General features: G+C 56.4%; 22 protein-coding genes. 8 read left to right on the top strand and 14 right to left on the bottom strand.

Going from position 1 to position 18,990, the window contains the following annotated elements:
• Window positions 1-184: 184 nt before the first annotated feature.
• Window positions 185-1,372, top strand: coding sequence for a PilT/PilU family type 4a pilus ATPase (locus G7069_RS01750; protein WP_166293664.1), 1,188 nt, complete (start codon window positions 185-187; stop codon window positions 1,370-1,372).
• A 12-nt stretch (window positions 1,373-1,384) separates the two neighbouring features.
• Here G7069_RS01750 and maiA read toward each other — a convergent pair whose 3' ends face one another.
• The 5 genes from maiA to rplM all read right to left on the bottom strand — a co-directional run bounded on the left by maiA (window position 1,385) and on the right by rplM (window position 4,762).
• Window positions 1,385-2,053 carry a maleylacetoacetate isomerase gene (gene maiA, locus G7069_RS01755; protein WP_166293666.1) on the bottom strand — a complete coding sequence of 223 codons (669 nt, stop codon included), beginning with the start codon at window positions 2,051-2,053 and terminating at the stop codon, window positions 1,385-1,387.
• Window positions 2,050-3,033: a fumarylacetoacetate hydrolase family protein gene (locus tag G7069_RS01760; RefSeq protein WP_166293668.1), complete on the bottom strand. Its 984-nt coding sequence runs from the start codon at window positions 3,031-3,033 to the stop codon at window positions 2,050-2,052. The genes maiA and G7069_RS01760 overlap by 4 nt, the downstream gene beginning before the upstream one ends.
• A 66-nt stretch (window positions 3,034-3,099) precedes the next feature.
• The gene (locus G7069_RS01765) at window positions 3,100-3,849 is read right to left on the bottom strand and encodes a 2OG-Fe dioxygenase family protein (protein WP_166293670.1); all 750 of its coding nucleotides are present in this window, start codon (window positions 3,847-3,849) and stop codon (window positions 3,100-3,102) included.
• Window positions 3,850-3,928: 79 nt separating this feature from the next.
• Window positions 3,929-4,321 (bottom strand): 30S ribosomal protein S9, encoded by a 393-nt coding sequence (rpsI, locus tag G7069_RS01770; protein WP_166293672.1) that lies wholly within the window; start codon window positions 4,319-4,321, stop codon window positions 3,929-3,931.
• A 12-nt stretch (window positions 4,322-4,333) separates the two neighbouring features.
• Window positions 4,334-4,762 (bottom strand): 50S ribosomal protein L13, encoded by a 429-nt coding sequence (gene rplM, locus G7069_RS01775; RefSeq protein WP_166293675.1) that lies wholly within the window; start codon window positions 4,760-4,762, stop codon window positions 4,334-4,336.
• Window positions 4,763-4,930: 168 nt separating this feature from the next.
• Here rplM and coq7 point away from each other — a divergent pair, with 168 nt between their 5' ends.
• On the top strand, window positions 4,931-5,599 hold the full coding sequence (gene coq7 / locus G7069_RS01780) for a 2-polyprenyl-3-methyl-6-methoxy-1,4-benzoquinone monooxygenase (RefSeq protein ID WP_166293677.1): 669 nt from the start codon (window positions 4,931-4,933) through the stop codon (window positions 5,597-5,599).
• 7 nt (window positions 5,600-5,606) lie between these two features.
• On the opposite strand, the gene speD is transcribed toward coq7, so the two are convergent.
• Window positions 5,607-6,398: an adenosylmethionine decarboxylase gene (gene speD / locus G7069_RS01785; RefSeq protein ID WP_166293679.1), complete on the bottom strand. Its 792-nt coding sequence runs from the start codon at window positions 6,396-6,398 to the stop codon at window positions 5,607-5,609.
• A 139-nt stretch (window positions 6,399-6,537) separates the two neighbouring features.
• Between speD and crp the strand changes: the two genes are divergently transcribed.
• The gene (gene crp, locus G7069_RS01790) at window positions 6,538-7,227 is read left to right on the top strand and encodes a cAMP-activated global transcriptional regulator CRP (protein ID WP_166293681.1); all 690 of its coding nucleotides are present in this window, start codon (window positions 6,538-6,540) and stop codon (window positions 7,225-7,227) included.
• 1 nt (window position 7,228) lies between these two features.
• Window positions 7,229-7,693 carry a GNAT family N-acetyltransferase gene (locus tag G7069_RS01795; protein WP_166293683.1) on the top strand — a complete coding sequence of 155 codons (465 nt, stop codon included), beginning with the start codon at window positions 7,229-7,231 and terminating at the stop codon, window positions 7,691-7,693.
• Here the strand turns inward: G7069_RS01795 and G7069_RS01800 are convergent, their stop codons facing one another.
• Genes G7069_RS01800 through rpe form a run of 3 tightly spaced genes read right to left on the bottom strand, consistent with a single transcriptional unit; the run spans window position 7,694 to window position 9,710 of the window.
• A complete protein-coding gene (locus G7069_RS01800; RefSeq protein WP_166293685.1) occupies window positions 7,694-8,398 on the bottom strand; it encodes a haloacid dehalogenase-like hydrolase in 705 nt (234 codons plus the stop codon).
• Window positions 8,398-8,976 (bottom strand): aminodeoxychorismate/anthranilate synthase component II, encoded by a 579-nt coding sequence (locus tag G7069_RS01805; RefSeq protein WP_166293688.1) that lies wholly within the window; start codon window positions 8,974-8,976, stop codon window positions 8,398-8,400. Before G7069_RS01805 ends, G7069_RS01800 begins: the two co-directional genes overlap by 1 nt.
• 53 nt (window positions 8,977-9,029) lie before the next feature.
• Window positions 9,030-9,710 (bottom strand): ribulose-phosphate 3-epimerase, encoded by a 681-nt coding sequence (gene rpe / locus G7069_RS01810; protein WP_166293690.1) that lies wholly within the window; start codon window positions 9,708-9,710, stop codon window positions 9,030-9,032.
• A gap of 99 nt (window positions 9,711-9,809) precedes the next feature.
• Here rpe and G7069_RS01815 point away from each other — a divergent pair, with 99 nt between their 5' ends.
• The 3 genes from G7069_RS01815 to G7069_RS01825 are packed head-to-tail and all read left to right on the top strand — an operon-like array spanning window position 9,810 to window position 12,104.
• Window positions 9,810-10,706, top strand: a complete 897-nt coding sequence (locus tag G7069_RS01815; RefSeq protein ID WP_166293692.1) for a phosphoribosylaminoimidazolesuccinocarboxamide synthase — start codon at window positions 9,810-9,812, stop codon at window positions 10,704-10,706.
• A gap of 15 nt (window positions 10,707-10,721) precedes the next feature.
• The gene (locus G7069_RS01820; RefSeq protein ID WP_205758731.1) at window positions 10,722-11,207 is read left to right on the top strand and encodes an Mpo1-like protein; all 486 of its coding nucleotides are present in this window, start codon (window positions 10,722-10,724) and stop codon (window positions 11,205-11,207) included.
• Window positions 11,208-11,219: 12 nt separating this feature from the next.
• Window positions 11,220-12,104, top strand: a complete 885-nt coding sequence (locus G7069_RS01825) for a DMT family transporter (RefSeq protein ID WP_166293694.1) — start codon at window positions 11,220-11,222, stop codon at window positions 12,102-12,104.
• Here G7069_RS01825 and nhaA read toward each other — a convergent pair.
• From nhaA to hppD, 3 genes are all read right to left on the bottom strand, one after another.
• Window positions 12,096-13,316: a Na+/H+ antiporter NhaA gene (gene nhaA, locus G7069_RS01830; protein ID WP_166293696.1), complete on the bottom strand. Its 1,221-nt coding sequence runs from the start codon at window positions 13,314-13,316 to the stop codon at window positions 12,096-12,098. The two genes, G7069_RS01825 and nhaA, sit on opposite strands and share 9 nt — an antisense overlap.
• A 73-nt stretch (window positions 13,317-13,389) precedes the next feature.
• Entirely contained in the window at window positions 13,390-14,685 is a 1,296-nt protein-coding gene (hmgA, locus tag G7069_RS01835; protein WP_166293698.1) for a homogentisate 1,2-dioxygenase, read from the bottom strand.
• A 20-nt stretch (window positions 14,686-14,705) separates the two neighbouring features.
• A complete protein-coding gene (hppD, locus tag G7069_RS01840) occupies window positions 14,706-15,806 on the bottom strand; it encodes a 4-hydroxyphenylpyruvate dioxygenase (protein WP_205758732.1) in 1,101 nt (366 codons plus the stop codon).
• Between the two features lie 74 nt (window positions 15,807-15,880).
• Between hppD and G7069_RS01845 the strand changes: the two genes are divergently transcribed.
• Window positions 15,881-16,351 carry a MarR family winged helix-turn-helix transcriptional regulator gene (locus G7069_RS01845; RefSeq protein ID WP_166293700.1) on the top strand — a complete coding sequence of 157 codons (471 nt, stop codon included), beginning with the start codon at window positions 15,881-15,883 and terminating at the stop codon, window positions 16,349-16,351.
• Window positions 16,352-16,423: 72 nt separating this feature from the next.
• Here G7069_RS01845 and G7069_RS01850 read toward each other — a convergent pair whose 3' ends face one another.
• On the bottom strand, window positions 16,424-17,872 hold the full coding sequence (locus G7069_RS01850) for an oligopeptide:H+ symporter (protein WP_240912644.1): 1,449 nt from the start codon (window positions 17,870-17,872) through the stop codon (window positions 16,424-16,426).
• A 194-nt stretch (window positions 17,873-18,066) separates the two neighbouring features.
• On the bottom strand, window positions 18,067-18,942 hold the full coding sequence (locus G7069_RS01855) for a tryptophan 2,3-dioxygenase family protein (RefSeq protein ID WP_166293704.1): 876 nt from the start codon (window positions 18,940-18,942) through the stop codon (window positions 18,067-18,069).
• Between the last annotated feature and the right edge of the window lie 48 nt (window positions 18,943-18,990).

Below are 18,990 nucleotides of genomic sequence, written 5' to 3' on the forward strand. Positions count from 1 at the left end.
CGCGGGAACAATGCAATGTCGACACCTTGACCCTACTCCCTTCAATCAGCGGAAGCAACGCGCCTCGCACATTCAGGTTGCGATCTTGGGTATTTGGTCGTGTGGGCGTTCATTCGCCTGCAAAAGCCCTTGCGCAAGTGACCATTTCCTGTTGCCATAGGGGGTTGAAGCTTGGGGAAATTCGATGGATATCGGTCACTTTCTGAAACTCATGATGCAAAAGCGCGGGTCGGACATGTTCCTGACCACCGGTGCGCCGATTCACGTCAAGATTGAAGGCAAGATGCATCCCTTGGGCACCACGGCATTGCCGCCGGGCTTGGTGCGCAGAATCGCCAATTCGTTGATGGATGAAGATCAACGCGCCACGTTCGAACGTGAGTTGGAACTCAACATGGGCTTGATGGTCGAAGACATCGGCCGCTTCCGTGTCAACGTGTTTAAGCAACGCGGCGAAGTGGGCATGGTGATTCGTGCGATTCGCACAGAGATCCCAACGATCAACGAACTGCAATTGCCCGACACACTGAAAACGTTGATTTCCGCACCACGCGGTTTGATTTTGGTGGTGGGTTCAACCGGTTCGGGTAAGTCCACCACCTTGGCTTCGATGATCGATCATCGCAATAGCCATATGAGTGGCCACATTTTGACGATCGAAGATCCGATCGAATACTTGCATCGCCACAAACGTTCTTTGGTGAACCAGCGCGAAGTCGGGATTGATACGCATGGGTTCCATAACGCGCTGAAGAACGCGATGCGTGAAACACCCGATGTCATCTTGATCGGTGAAATCTTGGATGCACACACGATGGAATCCGCCATTGCGTTCGCAGAAACCGGGCATTTGTGCCTGGCGACATTGCACGCAAACAACGCTGACCAAGCCATCGAACGCATTCTGAACTTCTTCCCGGAATCAGCGCATAAGAACGTGCTGATGAATCTTTCGCTGAACTTGCACGCTGTGGTCGCACTTCGATTGATTAGCGGTAGTGACGGCAAGCGTTTGCCGGCGTCGGAAGTGTTGATCAATACGCAGTTGATTCGCGACTTGATGCGTCGGGGTCAAGTGCATGCCATCAAACAAGCGATGGAAGAATCACTTCAAGACGGCATGCATACCTTCGATCAGTCTTTGTTCCGACTCACGAAGGCGGGTCGTATCAGCGAGGAAGATGCGCTGCGTGCCGCCGATTCGAGAGATGGTCTGGCCGTGAAGTTCCGTTTGTCCGATGGTGCGGGCGAAGAGCACGATGCCTACGCAGAAATCTTTGCGACCCAAGCCGCGGATGCCATCAAAGAAGACGACGACGCAGGTATTCCGAAGGCGACGGAATTCAGCAACAACTTCGAAGAATTTCAGTAATAACGCCGGTCCTTAGGCCGGTTGCGCGTCCACCTGCACAGACGGGTGGGCGGCCTTGAATGCGTCCAAGCCTTCGCAGGCCGCATCGATTCTTGAGATGTTCGGCCAACGCGCCATGTCCAAACCAAAGCGACGCGCGTTGTAGAGCTGCGGTATCAGGAAACACTCGGCCATGCCCGGTCGATCGCCGACACAAAATTCACTGCCCTCACCATGCTGGGTGAGGAGCACTTCAAACGCGTCCAAGCCATTGCCGATCCAATGCTTGGACCATTCATTGCGTTGATCTTCGCCCACATCCAAGGTGTTCGACAAATACTGCAAAACCCGCAAGTTACCGAGCGGATGAATGTCACACGCAACGACTTGTGACAGCGCACGTGCAAATGCACGTTCACGCGCCGTGGCCGGCAACAGCGACGGCGTGTCAGGAAAAATTTCGTCGACGTATTCGAGAATCGCGGCAGATTGCGTCAGCACACGATCGCCGTGCGCCAATACAGGGATCAATTCTTGCGGATTACGCTGCGCGTGCGCCGCGGAATGTTGCTCTCCCCCTTCTCGCACCAAATGCACTGGCACGATGTCGTATTCCAAACCTTTCAGATTGAGTCCGATCCGTACGCGGTAGGCCGCGCTGGAACGCCAATAGGAATACAGGACGAGGGCATTTCCGCTCATGGCTGACGATCTATCCTTTGTTCGATGGCACCGAAGACGGAGGCGCCGGACGCATCAAGCATTTCAATGCGAACAGTGTCGCCGAACTTCATGAAGGGTGTGGACGGCTTGCCGTCCCGCAGCGTCTCCACTGTACGCTGTTCTGCAAAGCATGAAGCACCCCGTGTGGTGTCTTCATTGGCCACCGTGCCCGAGCCAACAATCGTCCCTGCTGACAGCGGTCGGGTCTTGGCGGCATGTGCCACCAATTGGCCGAAGTTGAATTGCATGTCGACACCCGCTTCGGGCGCACCAAACCATTGCCCATTGATATGGGTCAGCATGGCGAGGTGGACTTTCGAATCTTGCCACGCGTCACCCAGCTCATCGGGCGTCACGAACACGGGGGACAGCGCAGAGCGCGGCTTGGATTGGAGAAAGCCAAACCCTTTGGCCAATTCACCCGGAATCAGGCCGCGCAAGCTGACGTCGTTGACCAGGCCCACCAACTGGATATGGGTGGCGGCGGCTTCCGGTGACACACCTGCGGGGACGTCGTCGGTGATGACCACGACTTCCGCTTCCAAATCAATCCCATAGTCTTCTGAGGCCACAAGCACGGCATCGCGCGGACCATAGAAACCGGCACTGACGGCTTGATACATCAATGGGTCAACGTAGAAGCTTTCCGGCACTTCCGCACCGCGCGCACGACGCACGCGTTCGACATGCGGCAAGTAGGCGCTGCCGTCGACAAACTCATAGGCGCGCGGCATGGGTGCTGCCAAAGCTTGGAAGTCCACATCGAAAGCGCCTTCGGCATGACCTGCGTTCAATTGGTCCGAAAGCGCGTTCAAACGCGGGGCGATATTCGACCAGTCTTCCAGCGCACGTTGCAAAGTGTCGACGATGCCGGTGGCGCGCACCGCACGCTTCAAATCACGTGAAACGACGATCAAAGTGCCGTCGCGGCCGCCTTCTTTCAGAGAACCCAGTTTCATTCAAACATCCAATTGGTCCGAAAGGCGTATTTTCGCACACGTGGAATGGGCTGGATGTCGCTCGTATCAATCTTCGCCGATAAACGCATTGGCTCGGTATGTAAGCACCAAAGTGTCGCGGTGCCCCGCTCGATCTTCCACGGCGCGACGAATCGGTGTGCTCTCGTGAATCACCCGCGCATCTTCCATAAAAAGCAGGCTCCACGGCGCACGCAAAACAAATCGTTGACCGTTAGGCCCGTTGTAGTCGAACACCCGGGTTTCACCACCGGTGATATTGACGCGATCAACCAAAATGACGGCAACGAAGTCCACGCCATCGCGATGTGCGCCTTCGGGTGTGGGGCGACCGAGGCCGTCTCCCGTATCGATTCGAAATTGATGTGCCTCGACGAACCATTTTGTGTCGACGCCCCGAATGAGGTTGCATGCGCGCGCCAACGCTAACACCGTCTCGCGCCATGCAGGATTCGACAGCGTGTCTTCCAGCACCGGCGCAAACATGCGGTGCAATCCGCCATGAAGTGCGTTGTAGTCCACCGGCTGAAAATGCGCACGATGCGGTTGCAATGCGATTTCGTCGTTCTCAACCCACAAGCTCGCGTGCCGTCTAAAACGGTATTTACCGCCGTCGCGCAGCCATTCGTCAGGCGGCAAGTCATCCCATGTGGCTTTCAGCGATTCGAATGCCTGTGTAGGCATACCCGCCAGTCGCTCGAAATCCGGCGTTGCCAAGGCCGCGTAGCCATACAAACGCACATCCTGTTCGAAGTCGTTGAGTGCGCTGTAAGGCGGGGAAAAAGTCTCTTCGTTCATGTCGACAAGATTACGGGATTTGAGGCACAAAAAAACCCGCATCGAGATGCGGGTTTCTTCGTTTGCAACAGCAGCTCGATTAGCGCTTCGAGTACTGCGTTGCGCGGCGGGCTTTGTGCAAGCCGACCTTCTTACGTTCAACTTCACGCGCGTCGCGGGTCATGAAACCAGCCTTGCGCAATTCGCTCTTCAAGGTTTCGTCGTATTCGACCAAAGCGCGCGCGATGCCCAAACGGATGGCGCCGGCTTGGCCGGTGGTGCCACCGCCCGTTGCCGTGACAAACACGTCGAACTTATCGGTCGACTGGGTCAGTTCCAGCGGTTGGCGGACGATCATGCGAGCGGTTTCGCGGCCGAAGAAATCTTCAATGGCGCGACCGTTGATGGTGATTTTGCCTTCACCCTTGCGCAGGAACACGCGGGCGGTGGAGGACTTGCGACGGCCGGTGCCGTAGTTTTGTTGAATTGCCATGATCTACGGTCCTCAGAATTTCAGCGGCTGCGGTTGTTGGGCAGCATGCGGGTGGTTCGGACCTGCATACACTTTGAGCTTGCGATACATCGCACGGCCCAACGGATTCTTCGGCAGCATGCCCTTCACGCCGGTTTCGATGACGCGCTCCGGGTGACGGTCGAGCGCTTCGCCCAGGGTTTCGGTCTTCAAGTTACCGATGTAGCCGGTGAAGCGGTGATATTTCTTGTCTTTGAGTTTGTTGCCGGTGACGGCAATCTTCTCAGCATTGATCACAACGATGTAATCGCCGGTATCCATATGCGGGGTGTAGACAGGCTTGTGCTTGCCACGGAGGCGGTGTGCGATTTCGACACAGAGGCGGCCGAGGGTTTGGCCGTCGGCATCTACCACGTACCAATCTTGCTGCACGTTGTCAGCTTTGGCGGAAAAAGTCTTCATGAGCTTGCTCGTGTAAGTATCGGTACATGGTCGGGCGGATTGCGCTGATCTCAGCGGAACTTTGCCACGCGATGTTCTGATGGGTGGAACAAAAGAAGCGGAATTATAGTCCGCTTTCCGAATGCGTGCAAGGTGACCGGGGTCTGCTCCCCGAGAGATAATGTCGGGATGAATGCTGCCCACCCGTCTGAACACACCTCCTTTCGCACCCTCGGGGCCCTGGATCGCTGGATCGACGACGCCCAAAACGGCCTTGTCACGGTCTTTGGACGCCCCCCGGCCGAGCGCCCCAACCCGGGTGACGCCGAGCCTGACGTGGTGCTCGACGAGGCGGGTCGCCGCCATGCGGCCGGTCTCATGCGCATCAACCACGTGGGTGAAGTCTGCGCTCAGGCCCTGTATTTCGGCCAAGCTGCGGTCGCCCGCGACCCTGACACCCGCGCCCATCTGTTAGAGGCGGCACAAGAAGAAACCGACCATTTGGCGTGGTGCGCGGACCGACTCGAGGAACTCGATAGCCGCCCTAGCCTGTTAAACCCGCTGTGGTACGCCGGCAGTCATGCCATTGGCGTGCTGGCTGGCCTGCGCGGTGACGGCTGGAATCTGGGGTTTGTTGTCGAAACCGAACGCCAAGTTGAGGCGCACCTGGAAGATCATCTGGAAACCTTGCCTGCCGAAGATCTCCGCAGCCGAGCGATTCTCAAGGTGATGAAGGAAGACGAGGCCCGTCATGCCGACAATGCCGAAGCCGCCGGTGCCCGACTATTGCCGAGACCGGTGGCCGGTGTCATGACCCTGGCCTCCAAGGTCATGAAGGCCGTCGCTTACCGCATTTGAGGCGCGCTTAGTCGACCAAGTTGCGGCCGTGATACAGCTCTTCAATCTCACGCTTCAGACGCGCTTCGATCTTCATGCGTTCTTTGAATGACAAGTTGCGTGACTTCTCTTCGAACAGATAGTTGTCGAGGTCGAACTCTTTCAAATGCATCTTCGTGTGGAAGGTATTTTCCTGATACACGTTGACGTCGATCATTTCGTAACGCGACTTCACATTCTTCGCCAAGTAGTCTTGGATCGAATTGATCTTGTGATCAATAAAGTGCTTTTTACCCTTGATATCACGGGTAAAACCGCGCACGCGATAGTCCATCACCACGATGTCGCTTTCCAGCGATTCGATCAAATAGTTCAGCGCCTTCAGCGGTGAAATCACGCCGCAAGTCGAGACATCGATGTCAGCACGGAAGGTGGCAATACCGTTATCCGGGTGGGTTTCCGGATAGGTGTGCACCGTGATGTGCGACTTATCCAAATGGGCCACGACGGCATCTGAAATCACGCCTTTGGCATCGGCTTTATCAATCACCGGTTGCTCGGAGATCAGGATCGTGACCGAAGCGCCCTGCGGGTCGTAATCCTGGCGCGCGATATTCAAAATATTCGCGCCGATGATTTCGGCCACGTCCGTCAAGATTTGGGTCAGACGATCTGCGTTGTATTCCTCATCGATGTATTCGATGTAACGCTGGCGCTCGTCCTCGGAAGAGGCGTAGCAAACGTCATAAATATTGAAGCTCAGGGACTTCGTCAGGTTGTTGAAACCCTGCAGCTTCAGGCGCGGAAGTGGTTTGACCAAAGTCGTGTCTCGAGAATCGGTTGGAGGCGACAATTATGCGGCATCCCTGCTGAAGGTGTGAGTCAAAAACCCCTTGCACTACTTATCCTAGCGCTGGGGTGCAATAATGCGATGTAGAACACATTCGATACGGTATCTCATGATCTATCCGCTTTCTGCGGGTCACTTGGGCACCCGCCCTCCGACTGGCCCGCTTGTCCTGGATGCCCCGGCACTGGAGCGCCTGTTGGCAAAATGCCAACGCCATCGCTACCCGGCACGCGTCGATGTCTTCCGCCCGGGCGATCCGGCGTCGACGATGTACATCATCTTGAATGGTTCGGTCAGCATCCTGACCGAGGAAGAAGATGGTCGCGAGCTAATCCTCGGCTATTACGGCAAGGGTGAATTTGTGGGCGAAATGGGCCTGTATATCCAGTCGCCCCAACGCGAAGTCACCTTGCGAACACGCGTGCAAACCGAACTCGCGGAGATCAGCTACGAAAACCTGCTGAATCTGCTGACTGGCGCGTTGGCGCCGGATGCGGCAAAAATCTTGTTCGCCATTGGCGCCCAGTTGACGCGCCGCCTGCGCGACACCGGTCGCAAGGCAGGCCGTCTGGCCTTCTTGGATGTCACTGACCGCATCATCCGCACCCTGCACGATTTGGCCCTTGAGCCGGACGCAATGAGCCACCCGCAAGGCACGCAATTGCGCATTTCGCGCCAAGAAATTGCCCGCCTCGTCGGCTGTTCGCGTGAAATGGCAGGCCGCGTGTTGAAGAAGCTACAAGCCGACGGCGTCCTGCACGCTCGCGGCAAGACCATCGTGTTGTATTCCGCGCGTTGATATGAGCGACTGGGCGTCGGCCGGTGCACTCCCCGATGCGGATGTTCGCGTCGCCACGCCCATGGATGCCGATGATGTCGCCGGCCTCCTTGAAACACTTGGCTACCCCTGCTCACGCGAGGATGCCTCCAACCGCATCATGTCGATCACCGACAACCACCGCCAAGTCTTATTGGTGGCACGCTGCGGTGGTGTTGTGTGCGGTCTCCTCTCGCTCGACTTCATGTACTACCTACCGCTCGACACAACCACCTGCCGCATCACCGCTATGGTGGTGACACCAGACGCGCAAGGTCGTGGCTTGGGTAAACAACTTCTACGTGAGGCAGAGCGCCGTGGACGTGCAGGCGGTGCCGCTCGCATTGAAATCACCAGCGGTTCGCAACGCACCGATGCGCACAAGTTTTATCGCGACAACGGTTATAGCGACGGCACGCTGCGGTTCGTCAAATACCTCACCGCTTAACTAAGCGACCGGCGTTCCAGCACGGTCTTTGCATCCCCAGTTCAAGATCGGCGTCTCTGCACCGAGCAGGCGTTTAAAGTCCGCCACGGCGCGCGTGTTCGGATTCACAACGACCGGTGACTTCGCGGCCAGCAGCAAGGGCAAATCGGCGCGACTGTCAGAATAGGCGCTGTCAATCTCTCGATTGAATCCCGCTGCACGCAACATCGTCATCTTGTTGTTGAAGTGACAATGTTCACCCGCGACCATGCCACCCCAAAATGGCTTCATGACCGTGCCAATCACACGCACAGGCGTGTGCTCTACAAAACGGAAGATGGCACTGGCAAGTTCAGGCGGCGCACCCGTGGCAATCACAACTTCATCGCCTGCTTCAAGGTGTGTTTTAAGCACACGAAATGCGATTGGCAAGATGCGCTTATCGATGTCTGCCTTGTGTGCGAGCACATAGTCGTCGATGCGACGGTTGTACTGCTCAATCGAATGCAAGCCCAAACTTCCGACCCATACGAAGGCGGAAATACCCGCGCGCCGCGTCGGCATGAACGCAATCAAGGGCGCTGCGATCGGCAAGATCAGCAACGCAAGCAGACTGCGCCACACGCTGCGACGAATCAGCCAGAGATAAAGGTGCGACCCCGAGTCGCCGTCATACAAGGTGTGGTCGAAATCAAAAACGATGAACTTATTTGCAGCCGAAGACATCAGGCACCTGTGTCAAGAAAGTTGCGAAGTAAGGCGTGGCCGTGCTCGGTCAGAATCGCCTCAGGATGAAACTGCACACCGTGCACAGGATAGGTGCGATGTTGCATGCCCATGATGACACGCGCGTCGCCTTCTTCTGTCCAGGCGTTTACGCGAAGTTCGGCGGGCAGCGTTTCAGGTGCAACCACTAAAGAGTGATAGCGCGTTGCAGTAAAACTCGAAGGCAAGCCCTTAAAAACGCCTGTGCCGTCATGCGTGATCGAAGACGTTTTACCGTGCATGATGTGCTGCGCGCCAACGACATTCCCGCCATACACCTGGCCAATGGCCTGATGCCCTAAACACACACCGAGGATGGGCGTGGTTGGGCCGAATGCACGAATGACGTCCATCGATATCCCTGCTTCGTCGGGCGTACAGGGGCCCGGCGAAATCACAATATGCGAAGGCTGTTTCAACGCAATGTCAGCCACGCTGACAGCATCATTTCGGAACACTTCAGTGTGCGCACCCAGACCTTGCAGATATTGCACAAGATTCCAAGTGAAACTGTCGTAGTTGTCGAGGACGAGGATCATGCGTAGCTGACAGTGCGTCGACGCCCACGCACATGCGCGGGCTGTCCAAAGCCTTACTTGGCCGTTGCCGCCTGAATTTCGCTACGCATGCGTGCAATCACGTCGTTGTAATCGCTCGCTCCGAAGATGGCACTGCCTGCGACAAATGCATCTGCACCCGCAGCGGCAATGGCGCCGATGTTGTCCACTTTCACGCCGCCATCGACTTCCAGGCGGATGTCACGTCCGCTGCGATCAATGCGCTCGCGCACAGCGCGCAATTTCTGCAAGGTGCTCGTGATGAAGGACTGACCACCGAAGCCCGGATTGACGGACATCAGCAACACGTAGTCGACTTCGTCCAGCACGTAATCGAGTACTTCAACTGGGGTTGCGGGGTTTAAGACCACACCGGCTTTGCAGCCTTCGCTCTTAATCAATTGAATTGTGCGGTGCACATGTTTGCTGGCTTCAGGATGAAAGCTGATCCAACTGGCACCCGCGCGCGCAAAATCCGGAATGATCCTATCCACGGGCTCGACCATCAAGTGCACATCGATCGGGGCGGTGACGCCATGCTTGCGCAAGGCTTCGCAGACCAACGGGCCAATGGTGAGGTTGGGCACGTAATGGTTGTCCATGACGTCGAAGTGCACCCAATCGGCGCCTGCTGCCAAGACGGCATCCACTTCCTCCCCAAGACGGGCGAAATTTGCCGACAAGATGGAAGGTGCGATCACTGCGTTCTGAGGCATGGCATCGGGCACGTCAAAGGTCAGCGCTCATTTTAGCCTTTCGCCGCTTCGGCCCGTGCTAACCCTGAATTACAATGGTGTTTTGCGGAGCTTTCGCCAGTGCCCACCACGCTTTCGCAGTCCGATCTGCCCGGCCTCGACCTCATGCACCGCGGCAAAGTGCGCGACGTGTACGACCTGCACGACGGGTGTCTATTGATGGTGGCCTCCGATCGTTTGTCGGCCTTTGATGTCGTGCTGCCAAAACCCATCCCGGGCAAGGGTGAAATGCTGTGTCAGATCAGCAATTTCTGGTTTGAGAAAACAGCACACATTCTGCCCAACCACCTCACGGGCCGCGATGTCGCGACCGTGTTGCCCGAAGGCACGGATCCTGCACTCTATGCGCAGCGGTCTGTAGTCACCAAAAAATTGAAGCCGCTGCCTGTTGAAGCCATTGCGCGCGGTTACTTGATTGGAAGCGGCTGGAAGGATTACCAAAACACCGGGCAAGTCAGTGGCATCACCTTGCCCACCGGCCTGCGTCAAGCAGAAAAACTGCCCGAACCCATTTTCACGCCTTCTTCGAAAGCCGCCGTGGGCGACCATGACGAAAACATCAGTTTTGATGATGTCATTGCTTTGATCGGTCAAGAGATGGCAGAACGTGTGCGCGACGCAACGCTGGCGCTGTATGTGTTTGCCCGCGATTTTGCCGCCGAGCGCGGCATCATTCTGGCGGACACCAAGTTCGAGTTTGGGCTGGACGACGCCGGCACGCTGTATGTCATGGATGAAATGCTGACGCCTGACTCATCGCGCTATTGGCCCGCGGCGGACTATGTGGTCGGCAGCAGTCCGCCAAGCTTCGACAAGCAGTTCGTGCGCGACTATTTGGAAACGCTGGACTGGAACAAAACCGCACCCGGCCCGGAAGTGCCGGATGATGTGATCGAACGCACCCGCGCCAAGTATGCTGAAGCCTTGGACCGAATCGCCGGCATCCGTCTCGACTGACAAGGGAAGCGCACAGTGGAAATCGTAGATAACACCCTTCGACCCGTGGACCGTTGGTTTGCGAACTACGGCGCTGATCACGTCAATACAACGAATCAGTGGATCCATGTCTTCTGTGTGCCGCTGATCTTCTGGTCGATCATGGTGATGCTGTGGTGCGTGCCGGTGCCCGGCACTTGGTTTCGTGCGGGCACGTGGGCGGCGCTCAGCATGTTCGCTGTGTGGATGTTCTATTGGCGCTTGTCGAAACCTTTAGCGTTTGGCGCACTCGTCTTCTTCATGATCATTTCGTGGAGCTCGCGCTTCTTGTATCCGCAGATGGGCGCGAAGAATTTCTTGCTGATGGGCATCTCGGTGTTTGTGGTGGCGTGGGTCGGTCAGTTTGTCGGCCACAAGATTGAAGGCCGTAAGCCCAGCTTTTTCACCGACCTCACCTATTTGCTGATTGGTCCAGCGTGGGTCTTGGCCAAGCTGTTCAAGAAGCTTGGCATTCCGTACTGATCAACACAGCGCATGGACAATCAAAAGCAATTGGGGCTGAGAGATATCGGCCTGCTCATGCTCGTTGTCGTGGCATGGGCATTCAACTTCCTGACCTCCGCTTGGGCGATGCGCGAAGCAGCGCCCTTCCTATTCACGGCGATGCGGTTTGGCCTGTTGTTGATTCCGATGCTGTTCTTGATGAAATTGCCGCCGAAGAATCAACGCACACGATTGATCATCGTGAGCCTTCTGATCGGTGTGGCGCATTTCGGGTTGAGCTTTCTTGCTTTGCATTTGGCCGGTCAACTGACCTCGCCCGCCATCGTGACGCAGTCTTATGTGCCAATGACGGTGATCTTGGGACGCTTCTTTCTGGGTGAACAATTTGGTTGGCGCACGGGCTTGTCCATTGGCGTCGCGTTCTTGGGTGTGCTCGTTTTGGGTCTTGACCCGGAAGTTCTTGCGAATCCCGTCGCGCTCTACACCATGCTGGTTGCGGCATTTATGTTGGCGGTTGCCACCGTCTTGATGAAAGGTCTGCAGGGTATCGACGTGTGGACACAGCAAGGGTGGATGGCCGCTCTAAGCATCGTCCCCTTGCTGCTGATCAGTCACTTCTTTGAGTCGGGACAACTGGCGAAGTTGCCGGACTTCACATGGCGCGTTTGGGTGGGCGCGGCCTACTCCGCCTTCGTGTCTTCATTGCTTGGACACGGCTTGTATTTTGCGCTGGTCAAGCGCCATCCGGTTGCACAGCTGATGCCCTGGCTATTGTTGGTCCCCGTCATCACCGCATTGCTCGGTGTCTTCCTTTGGGGCGACCAACCGGGCGTTCGAGTTTGGCTAGGCGGCGCAATGATCCTGGGCGGCGTGTTCTACATTGCGCTGCGCCGACTAGCGCGCGAATCAAGCTGATTTTTTCGGCAAGGTCAGATACAACCAGATATATCCCGAAATAGCTGCGATCGCCGATGCGGCCAAAATCGCCAAGACACTGTGGTCAAAATTCGCGCCGACTTCGCCAAATGCGAGCCCTGAAATAAACAGGCTCATGGTGAAACCAATCCCGCACAAGATGCCGAGACCCAAGAGTGCCGAGAAGTTCAGATCTTTGGGTAGCGGTATACGGCCCGTTGCATGACATAGCATCGCCACGGTGACGACACCGATTGGCTTACCCACGACCAAGCCCACCAGAATGCCGAGCGACAACGGCGTGGCCAAATCCGCCAAGCTGAAGTCCGCAATCATCAAACCGGCGTTGGCGAATGCAAAGACGGGCAAGATCAAATAGGCCACCCAAGGATGCAACACATGTTCTAGGGTTTCCAAAGGCGATTGCGCTTTGTGATCTGCTTCGCGCGTATGCGGAATGCAAAGGCCCGTGACCACACCCGCAAGCGTTGCGTGAACACCTGACTTCAGCACACACACCCAAACCACGCAGCCCAAGATCAGATACGGCGTGATCGCGCGCACCTTGCATCGGTTCAATATCACCATGACGGCAATGGCCACGGCTGCAAAGGTGAGCGCCACCCAAGACATTTCACTCGTGTAGAAGACGGCAATGATGACGATGGCGGCAAGGTCATCAATCACGGCAATGGCGGACAGCAAGATTTTCATGCTGCTGGGCACGCGAGATCCCAAGAGCGACAACACGCCCAAAGCAAACGCGATGTCTGTTGCCGTGGGAATCGCCCAACCGCGCATCAGCGCGTCGTTGCCTGTATTGAATGCGGTGAAGATCAATGCGGGGACTGCAACGCCCCCTGCGGCGCACAGCAAGGGAAGTGCCAGTTGGCCTTTTTGCGACAGCTGACCCGAGATCGTTTCTCGTTTGATCTCAAGGGCGACCAGCAAGAAGAACACCGCCATCAGGCCGTCGTTGATCCAAAGCAATAAGGGTTTGGAAATATCCAAAGCGCCAATGCGAATTTGCATCGGCATTTCACGGAAGTGCTCGTAGAACTGTTCGAGTGGCGAATTGGCCAAGATGAGGGCCAAGATCGCGGCGCCAATCAGTAAGATGCCGCCCGCGGCCTCAAGACGCAGAAAATCCGCGGCGAGCCGACGGGCGCGCCGAGTGATGCCTGCAGGTGGCGGTGATCTATCTTGGGCCATCAATCCACTGTCCTTGAGCTTGCGCACACGCAAGCGAAGGTACAAGCCTAACGGTTGTGAGCCAAAGATGGCATTAAGCGGGTGTGAAGTGCTTCTTCAGCCCTGCCCAGCACTCGATATATTCACGCTGCAAATGCGCTGCATCCAAGGCCTGTGGCGTCGGCCGGATCACATTGCGCGATTCGAACATGAAGGCCATCGTGTCTTTGACGTAGTCCGGCTTCGACGTATCCGCGTTGCTCGCCTTCTCGAAGGTCGCCGCATCGGGGCCGTGTCCGGTCATGCAGTTGTGAATCGAGCAGCCGCCGGGTGCAAAGCCTTCCGCTTTCGCGTCGTACTCACCGTGAATCAAGCCCATGCATTCGCTGGCGATGTTCCGATGGAACCAAGGCGGACGGAAGGTGTCTTGCATTGCGAGCACGCGCGGACCAAAGATCACGAAGTCCAGGTTGCCCACGCCCGGGGTGTCCGAAGGCGAGTTCAACACCAAGAAAATGGACGGATCCGGATGGTCGTAGCTGATCGAACCGATCGTGTTGAACTTACGCAGGTCGTATTTATACGGCACGTGATTGCCATGCCAACCCACAACATCCAACGGCGAGTGCGCGATGTCTGCACGCCATAGATGTCCTTGGAACTTGCTCACCAACTCAAACGCGCCTTCGACATCTTCATACGCGGCGCACGGCGTCAAGAAGTCGCGCGGATTCGCCAAACCGTTGCTGCCGATCGGCCCCAGGTCAGGCAAACGCAGGAACGCACCAAAGTTTTCACAGACATAACCGCGCGATGCCCCATCGGGCAAGTCCACTTTGAATCGAACCCCGCGCGGAATCACGGCAATCTCGTGCGGCACCACTTCAAGCACACCGAGTTCTGTGGCGATGATCAAGGTGCCCTGTTGCGGCACGATCAACAGCTCGCCATCCGCGCTGTAGAAGTAACGGCCGTCCATGTTCTTGTTGGCCGCATACAGGTGAATGCCGATCCCCGTGCCTGCAACCGGCGAGCCATTGCCACCCATGGTGAACAAGCCATCGATGAAATCGACGGGCGTCGACGGCATCGGCATCGGGCTCCAACGCAATTGCTCAGGCGTGACCGGGCCCGAGCCGAAATCGTTATGGAAATGCACTTGCTCAAACGGCGCAAACTTTCCATGCATCGCTGCAGGACGAATCCGGTACAGCCATGAACGGCGATTGCTGTGGCGTGGCGCAGTAAACGCCGTGCCACTTAGCTGCTCGGCATACAAGCCATGGGCGACACGTTGCGGGCTGTTACGACCTTCCGGCAAGGTGCCTGCCAGTGCTTCAGTGGCGAATTCATTACCGAATCCGCTCATGTAACCCGTTTGCTTGAGCATGCCTGCGCTCCTGAGGTCGTTTAGAGAACGCCGCGTTTCATTTGGTCGCGTTCGATCGATTCGAACAAGGCTTGGAAGTTGCCTTCGCCGAACCCTTCATTCCCCTTGCGCTGAATGATTTCAAAGAAAATCGGACCGAATGCGTTTTGCGTAAAGATCTGCAGCAGCTTGCGTTGCTTGGTTTCCAAATCGGCATCGATCAAGATTGAGTTCTTGCGCAGACGTGCCACGTCTTCACCGTGATTGGGCACGCGCACGTCGATGACGTCGAAATAGCTGTCGGGTGTATCCAAGAATTTCACGCCTTTCGCGTGCATGGCTTCGACCGATTCATAGATGTTGTTGGTGAACAAAGCGATGTGTTGAATGCCTTCGCCTTTGTAGTCACGCAAGTATTCGTTGATCTGGCTCTTTTCATCCGAAGATTCATTGAGCGGGATGCGCACGATACCGTCGGGCGCCGTCATCGCTTTCGAGAGCAAGCCCGTCTTGGAGCCTTTGATATCGAAGTAACGGATTTCGCGGAAGTTGAACAACTTCTCGTAATAGTCCGACCACTTCTGCATGTTGCCCAAGAACAAGTTGTGCGTGAGATGGTCAATGAAGGTCAGACCAAAGCCCTTCGGCTGGGTGTCGACACCTTGGAATGGAATGAAGTCCGCGTACAAATCGGCTTTATTGCGATCGACGAGATACAACATGCAATCGCCAATGCCTTTGATCACCGGCGCGTCGACCGCTTTTGTGTCTGCCTTGAAGCCCATCGCTTCGCCGCCGTTGGCAATGACATGTGCCAACACCGTGGCCGATGGTTGATTGAAATTGACTGCAAAGCCACAGGCTGAGGCACCGTGCTTTTCTGCGAAGTCCGAAGCAAACGTATCTTGCGTTTCATTCAACAAGAAGTTGATCGCACCTTGACGGAACAAGGTGATGTCACGGTCCTTGTGTTTCGCAATCGCGGTAAACCCCATGCCTTCCAAGTACTCGCGCATGCCTGCGCCCTCACCTTTCGGCGCGGCAAATTCAACGAACTCGAAACCTGCAATCCCCATCGGGTTGTCGAAGGTGGTCGGAACCATGCCGACGTCTAGGTCGGAATTGGCGCGCTGGGTGGACATGGCAGTCTCCAAAGATGGTTGCGAAGATATCCTTTATAGTTTCAAATGAAACCAATTTCAAGAGACGCAGGCGGATGGCAGTCAAGGCTCAGAAAATGAATGCGGATGTCTCACTGGTCCTGGAGGACTTCATCCCCTATCGCCTGTCTGTGCTGTCAAATCGGATCAGCGCACGCATCGCCGAGCTCTATCAAGCCGAATTTGACTTGTCTGTCACCGAATGGCGCATCATCGCCGTGCTCGGCCATTTCCATGCACTGTCTGCCAACGAGGTGGCTGCACGCACCGCCATGGACAAAGTCACCGTTAGCCGAACGGTTGCACGACTGCTTGAGCGCAAACTGCTGAAGCGCAGGATTGACCCTGTGGATCGCCGCAAATCCGTGCTGGATCTGAGCGCCTCAGGCGCGCGTATGCATGCACGTGTCGCGCCGCTGGCCTTGCAACTTGAAGCACGCTTGCTGTCGGGTTTCAATGCGCGCGAACATGAAACGCTTGAGGCCCTATTCGACAAGCTGGAAGTCGGTCTCGAATCCCTTCCGTGAGACGCAGATCGCGGCCGACAAAAAAAGCCCGCTTATCAGCGGGCTTTTTCATGTCCGTAAGAACGCTCGGACTTACTTCACACCATGCATCAGCTTTTGGATCAGCGGCGAGAGCAGGAACAGCGCCACGCCACCAATCATCAAGATCCAGAATCCGCTGGTGTAGGCCGAATGTGCCGAGGCTACAGTCATGCCGCCCTCACCGCTGGCTTCAGCCGCGAACAGGCCGGACAGATTGTTGCCAATACCGGTCGACAGGAACCAACCGCCCATGCCGAAACCGACCAACTTCTCCGGTGCCAACTTGGTGGTCATCGACAGGCCGACCGGCGACAGGCAGAGCTCACCGATCGACTGGATCCAATAGACTGCGAACAAGGTCCAGAACGGGATTTTGCCGGTATCGATATCCACCAACGAAGCCAGCGCGTACATCAGCAACAGGAAGGCCAAGCCATTGAAGATGATGCCTAAGGCGAACTTGCGCGGAATCGACGGGTTGGCCCGCCCCATCCGCATCCAGATCCACGCAATGATCGGGGCCATGACGATAATTGCCACCGAGTTCACCGATTGGAACCATGCATTCTCGAACTGCACGAAACCAAGGTCGCGGTTGACGATCTTGTCGGCGAGGAAGGTGAAGCTGCTGCCCGCCTGTTCGAAGAACATGAAGAACAGAATGTTGAACAGGAAGATCACCAGCATGGCGATCACCTTGTCACGCGCCACCGCGCCGTTGCGGATGCCCTCGACAAGCAACAGCACGCACAGCGCGGCAAACATCGGTGCCAACACATACCACTGCAATGCACTGGCTGGAATGGTCAGCAGGAAGTAGAACAAGGGGATCGCACACAAGGCACCCGCCACGACTGCGGCGATGCGGCTGATGCTCTCGTTGCCCGGATTTGGCAAACCGATGCCCTTGAGCTTGGCACGACCGAACCAGAACCACAGGAAGCTCAAAATCATGCCGATGCCCGAGGCGATGAACACGATCTTGTAGGCCGGCATATTGTCGACACCGAACACATTCTTCGCCAGGTACTGCGTGATGATCGGGGCGATGAACGCGCCTGAGTTGATACCCATGTAGAAGATGGTGAAGCCGGAATCGCGACGCGCATCGCCGGTGGCGTACAGCTTACCCACCAAGGTGGAAATGATCGGCTTGAACATGCCATTACCGACAATCACGGTGGCAAGGCCCAGCTTGAACACATGTTCACTGGGAATCGCAATCATGAACAAACCGGCGGTCATAAATACCGCGCCTAGAAGAATCGAACGCTGGTAGCCCAATATCTTGTCGGCCACGTAACCGCCAAAGATCGCGCCCGCATACACCAACGCCAGATACGCGCCATACAACTTGCCTGCGGGTGCTTCACCCGTGGCGGCACCGTCGTAGAACTGCGCCACGACATACAACACAAAGGCCCAACGGATACCGTAGAACGCGAAGCGTTCCCAGAACTCCGTCATGAACAACATCCACAACGGTCTTGGGTGCCCCATCGTCGTGTCGAACGGCGGCGGATTGCCGTCGACCGGCGCGACGACAGACAAGCCCGACGGTTCCACTTGGTTTGGAATAGGTGTACTCATCAAATACTTCCCGAAAATCAAATTGGCAGCGCAACCCCGTGCCGCGCATTCCGGCGAGCATCACTTATTTCATTGGCGTGCGTCAAATACCCCGCATTCAGGCGCTAGGGGCGTGAATGCCCGCCGTTCTGACCGATGGTTGTACGTACATCAAACAGCTCGGGGAAGAAAGTGAGATCGAGTGCGCGCTTCAGGAAGTCCACGCCACTCGAGCCGCCCGTGCCGCGTTTGAAGCCGATGATGCGCATCACCGTGCGCATATGACGGAAACGCCAGAGCTGGAACTGAGACTCCAAATCCACCAAGTCTTCGCACAGCGCGTACTCGCGGAAGTACGCATCGGTGTCTTCGTAAATGCGTTCGAATACCGGCAACAGGTCATCGTTGCGCGCATGCGGCACGGACCAATCGCGCGACACATGCGCTTCGGGCACTGCGTGCCCCCACCGCGACAAATAGCGCAAGAACTCGTCATACAAGCTCGGTGCATCCAGTGCTGCCTGCAAGGTCTGCTGCGCCTGTGGGTCGTGTTTGAACACTTTCACCATGCCGGCATTTTTATTGCCCAGCAGGAACTCGACCTGACGGTACTGCAAAGATTGAAATCCGCTCGACGGGCCGAGGATGTCACGGAATTCCATGTACTCGGACGGGGTCAAGGTTTCCAACACCGACCATTGATTGGTGAGCTGGTCCAACACGCGTTTGCAGCGTGCGACCACTTTGCCGAATTGCCCCACGTGGTCATTGCGCAAATGTGCGATGGCAGCCGTCAGTTCATGAATCAGCAACTTGAGCCAAAGCTCACTGGTTTGATGCTGAATGATGAACAGCATTTCGTCATGATGCGGCGGATTGGACAGCGGATGTTGCGCCGACAGGAGTCGGCCCAGATCCAGATAGCCGGCGTAGGTGAGCTTTCCATCCAGATCGGTATAGATCCCGGACTCCAGCGCGCGCGAATTCTTTTCAATGCTCATGGCAGGATTTTCACATGTCTGAAAAGCGCGCGTATTGCGCTGGATCAA

The sequence above is a fragment of the Lysobacter sp. HDW10 genome, from assembly GCF_011300685.1.
Lineage (GTDB): Bacteria > Pseudomonadota > Gammaproteobacteria > Xanthomonadales > Xanthomonadaceae > Solilutibacter.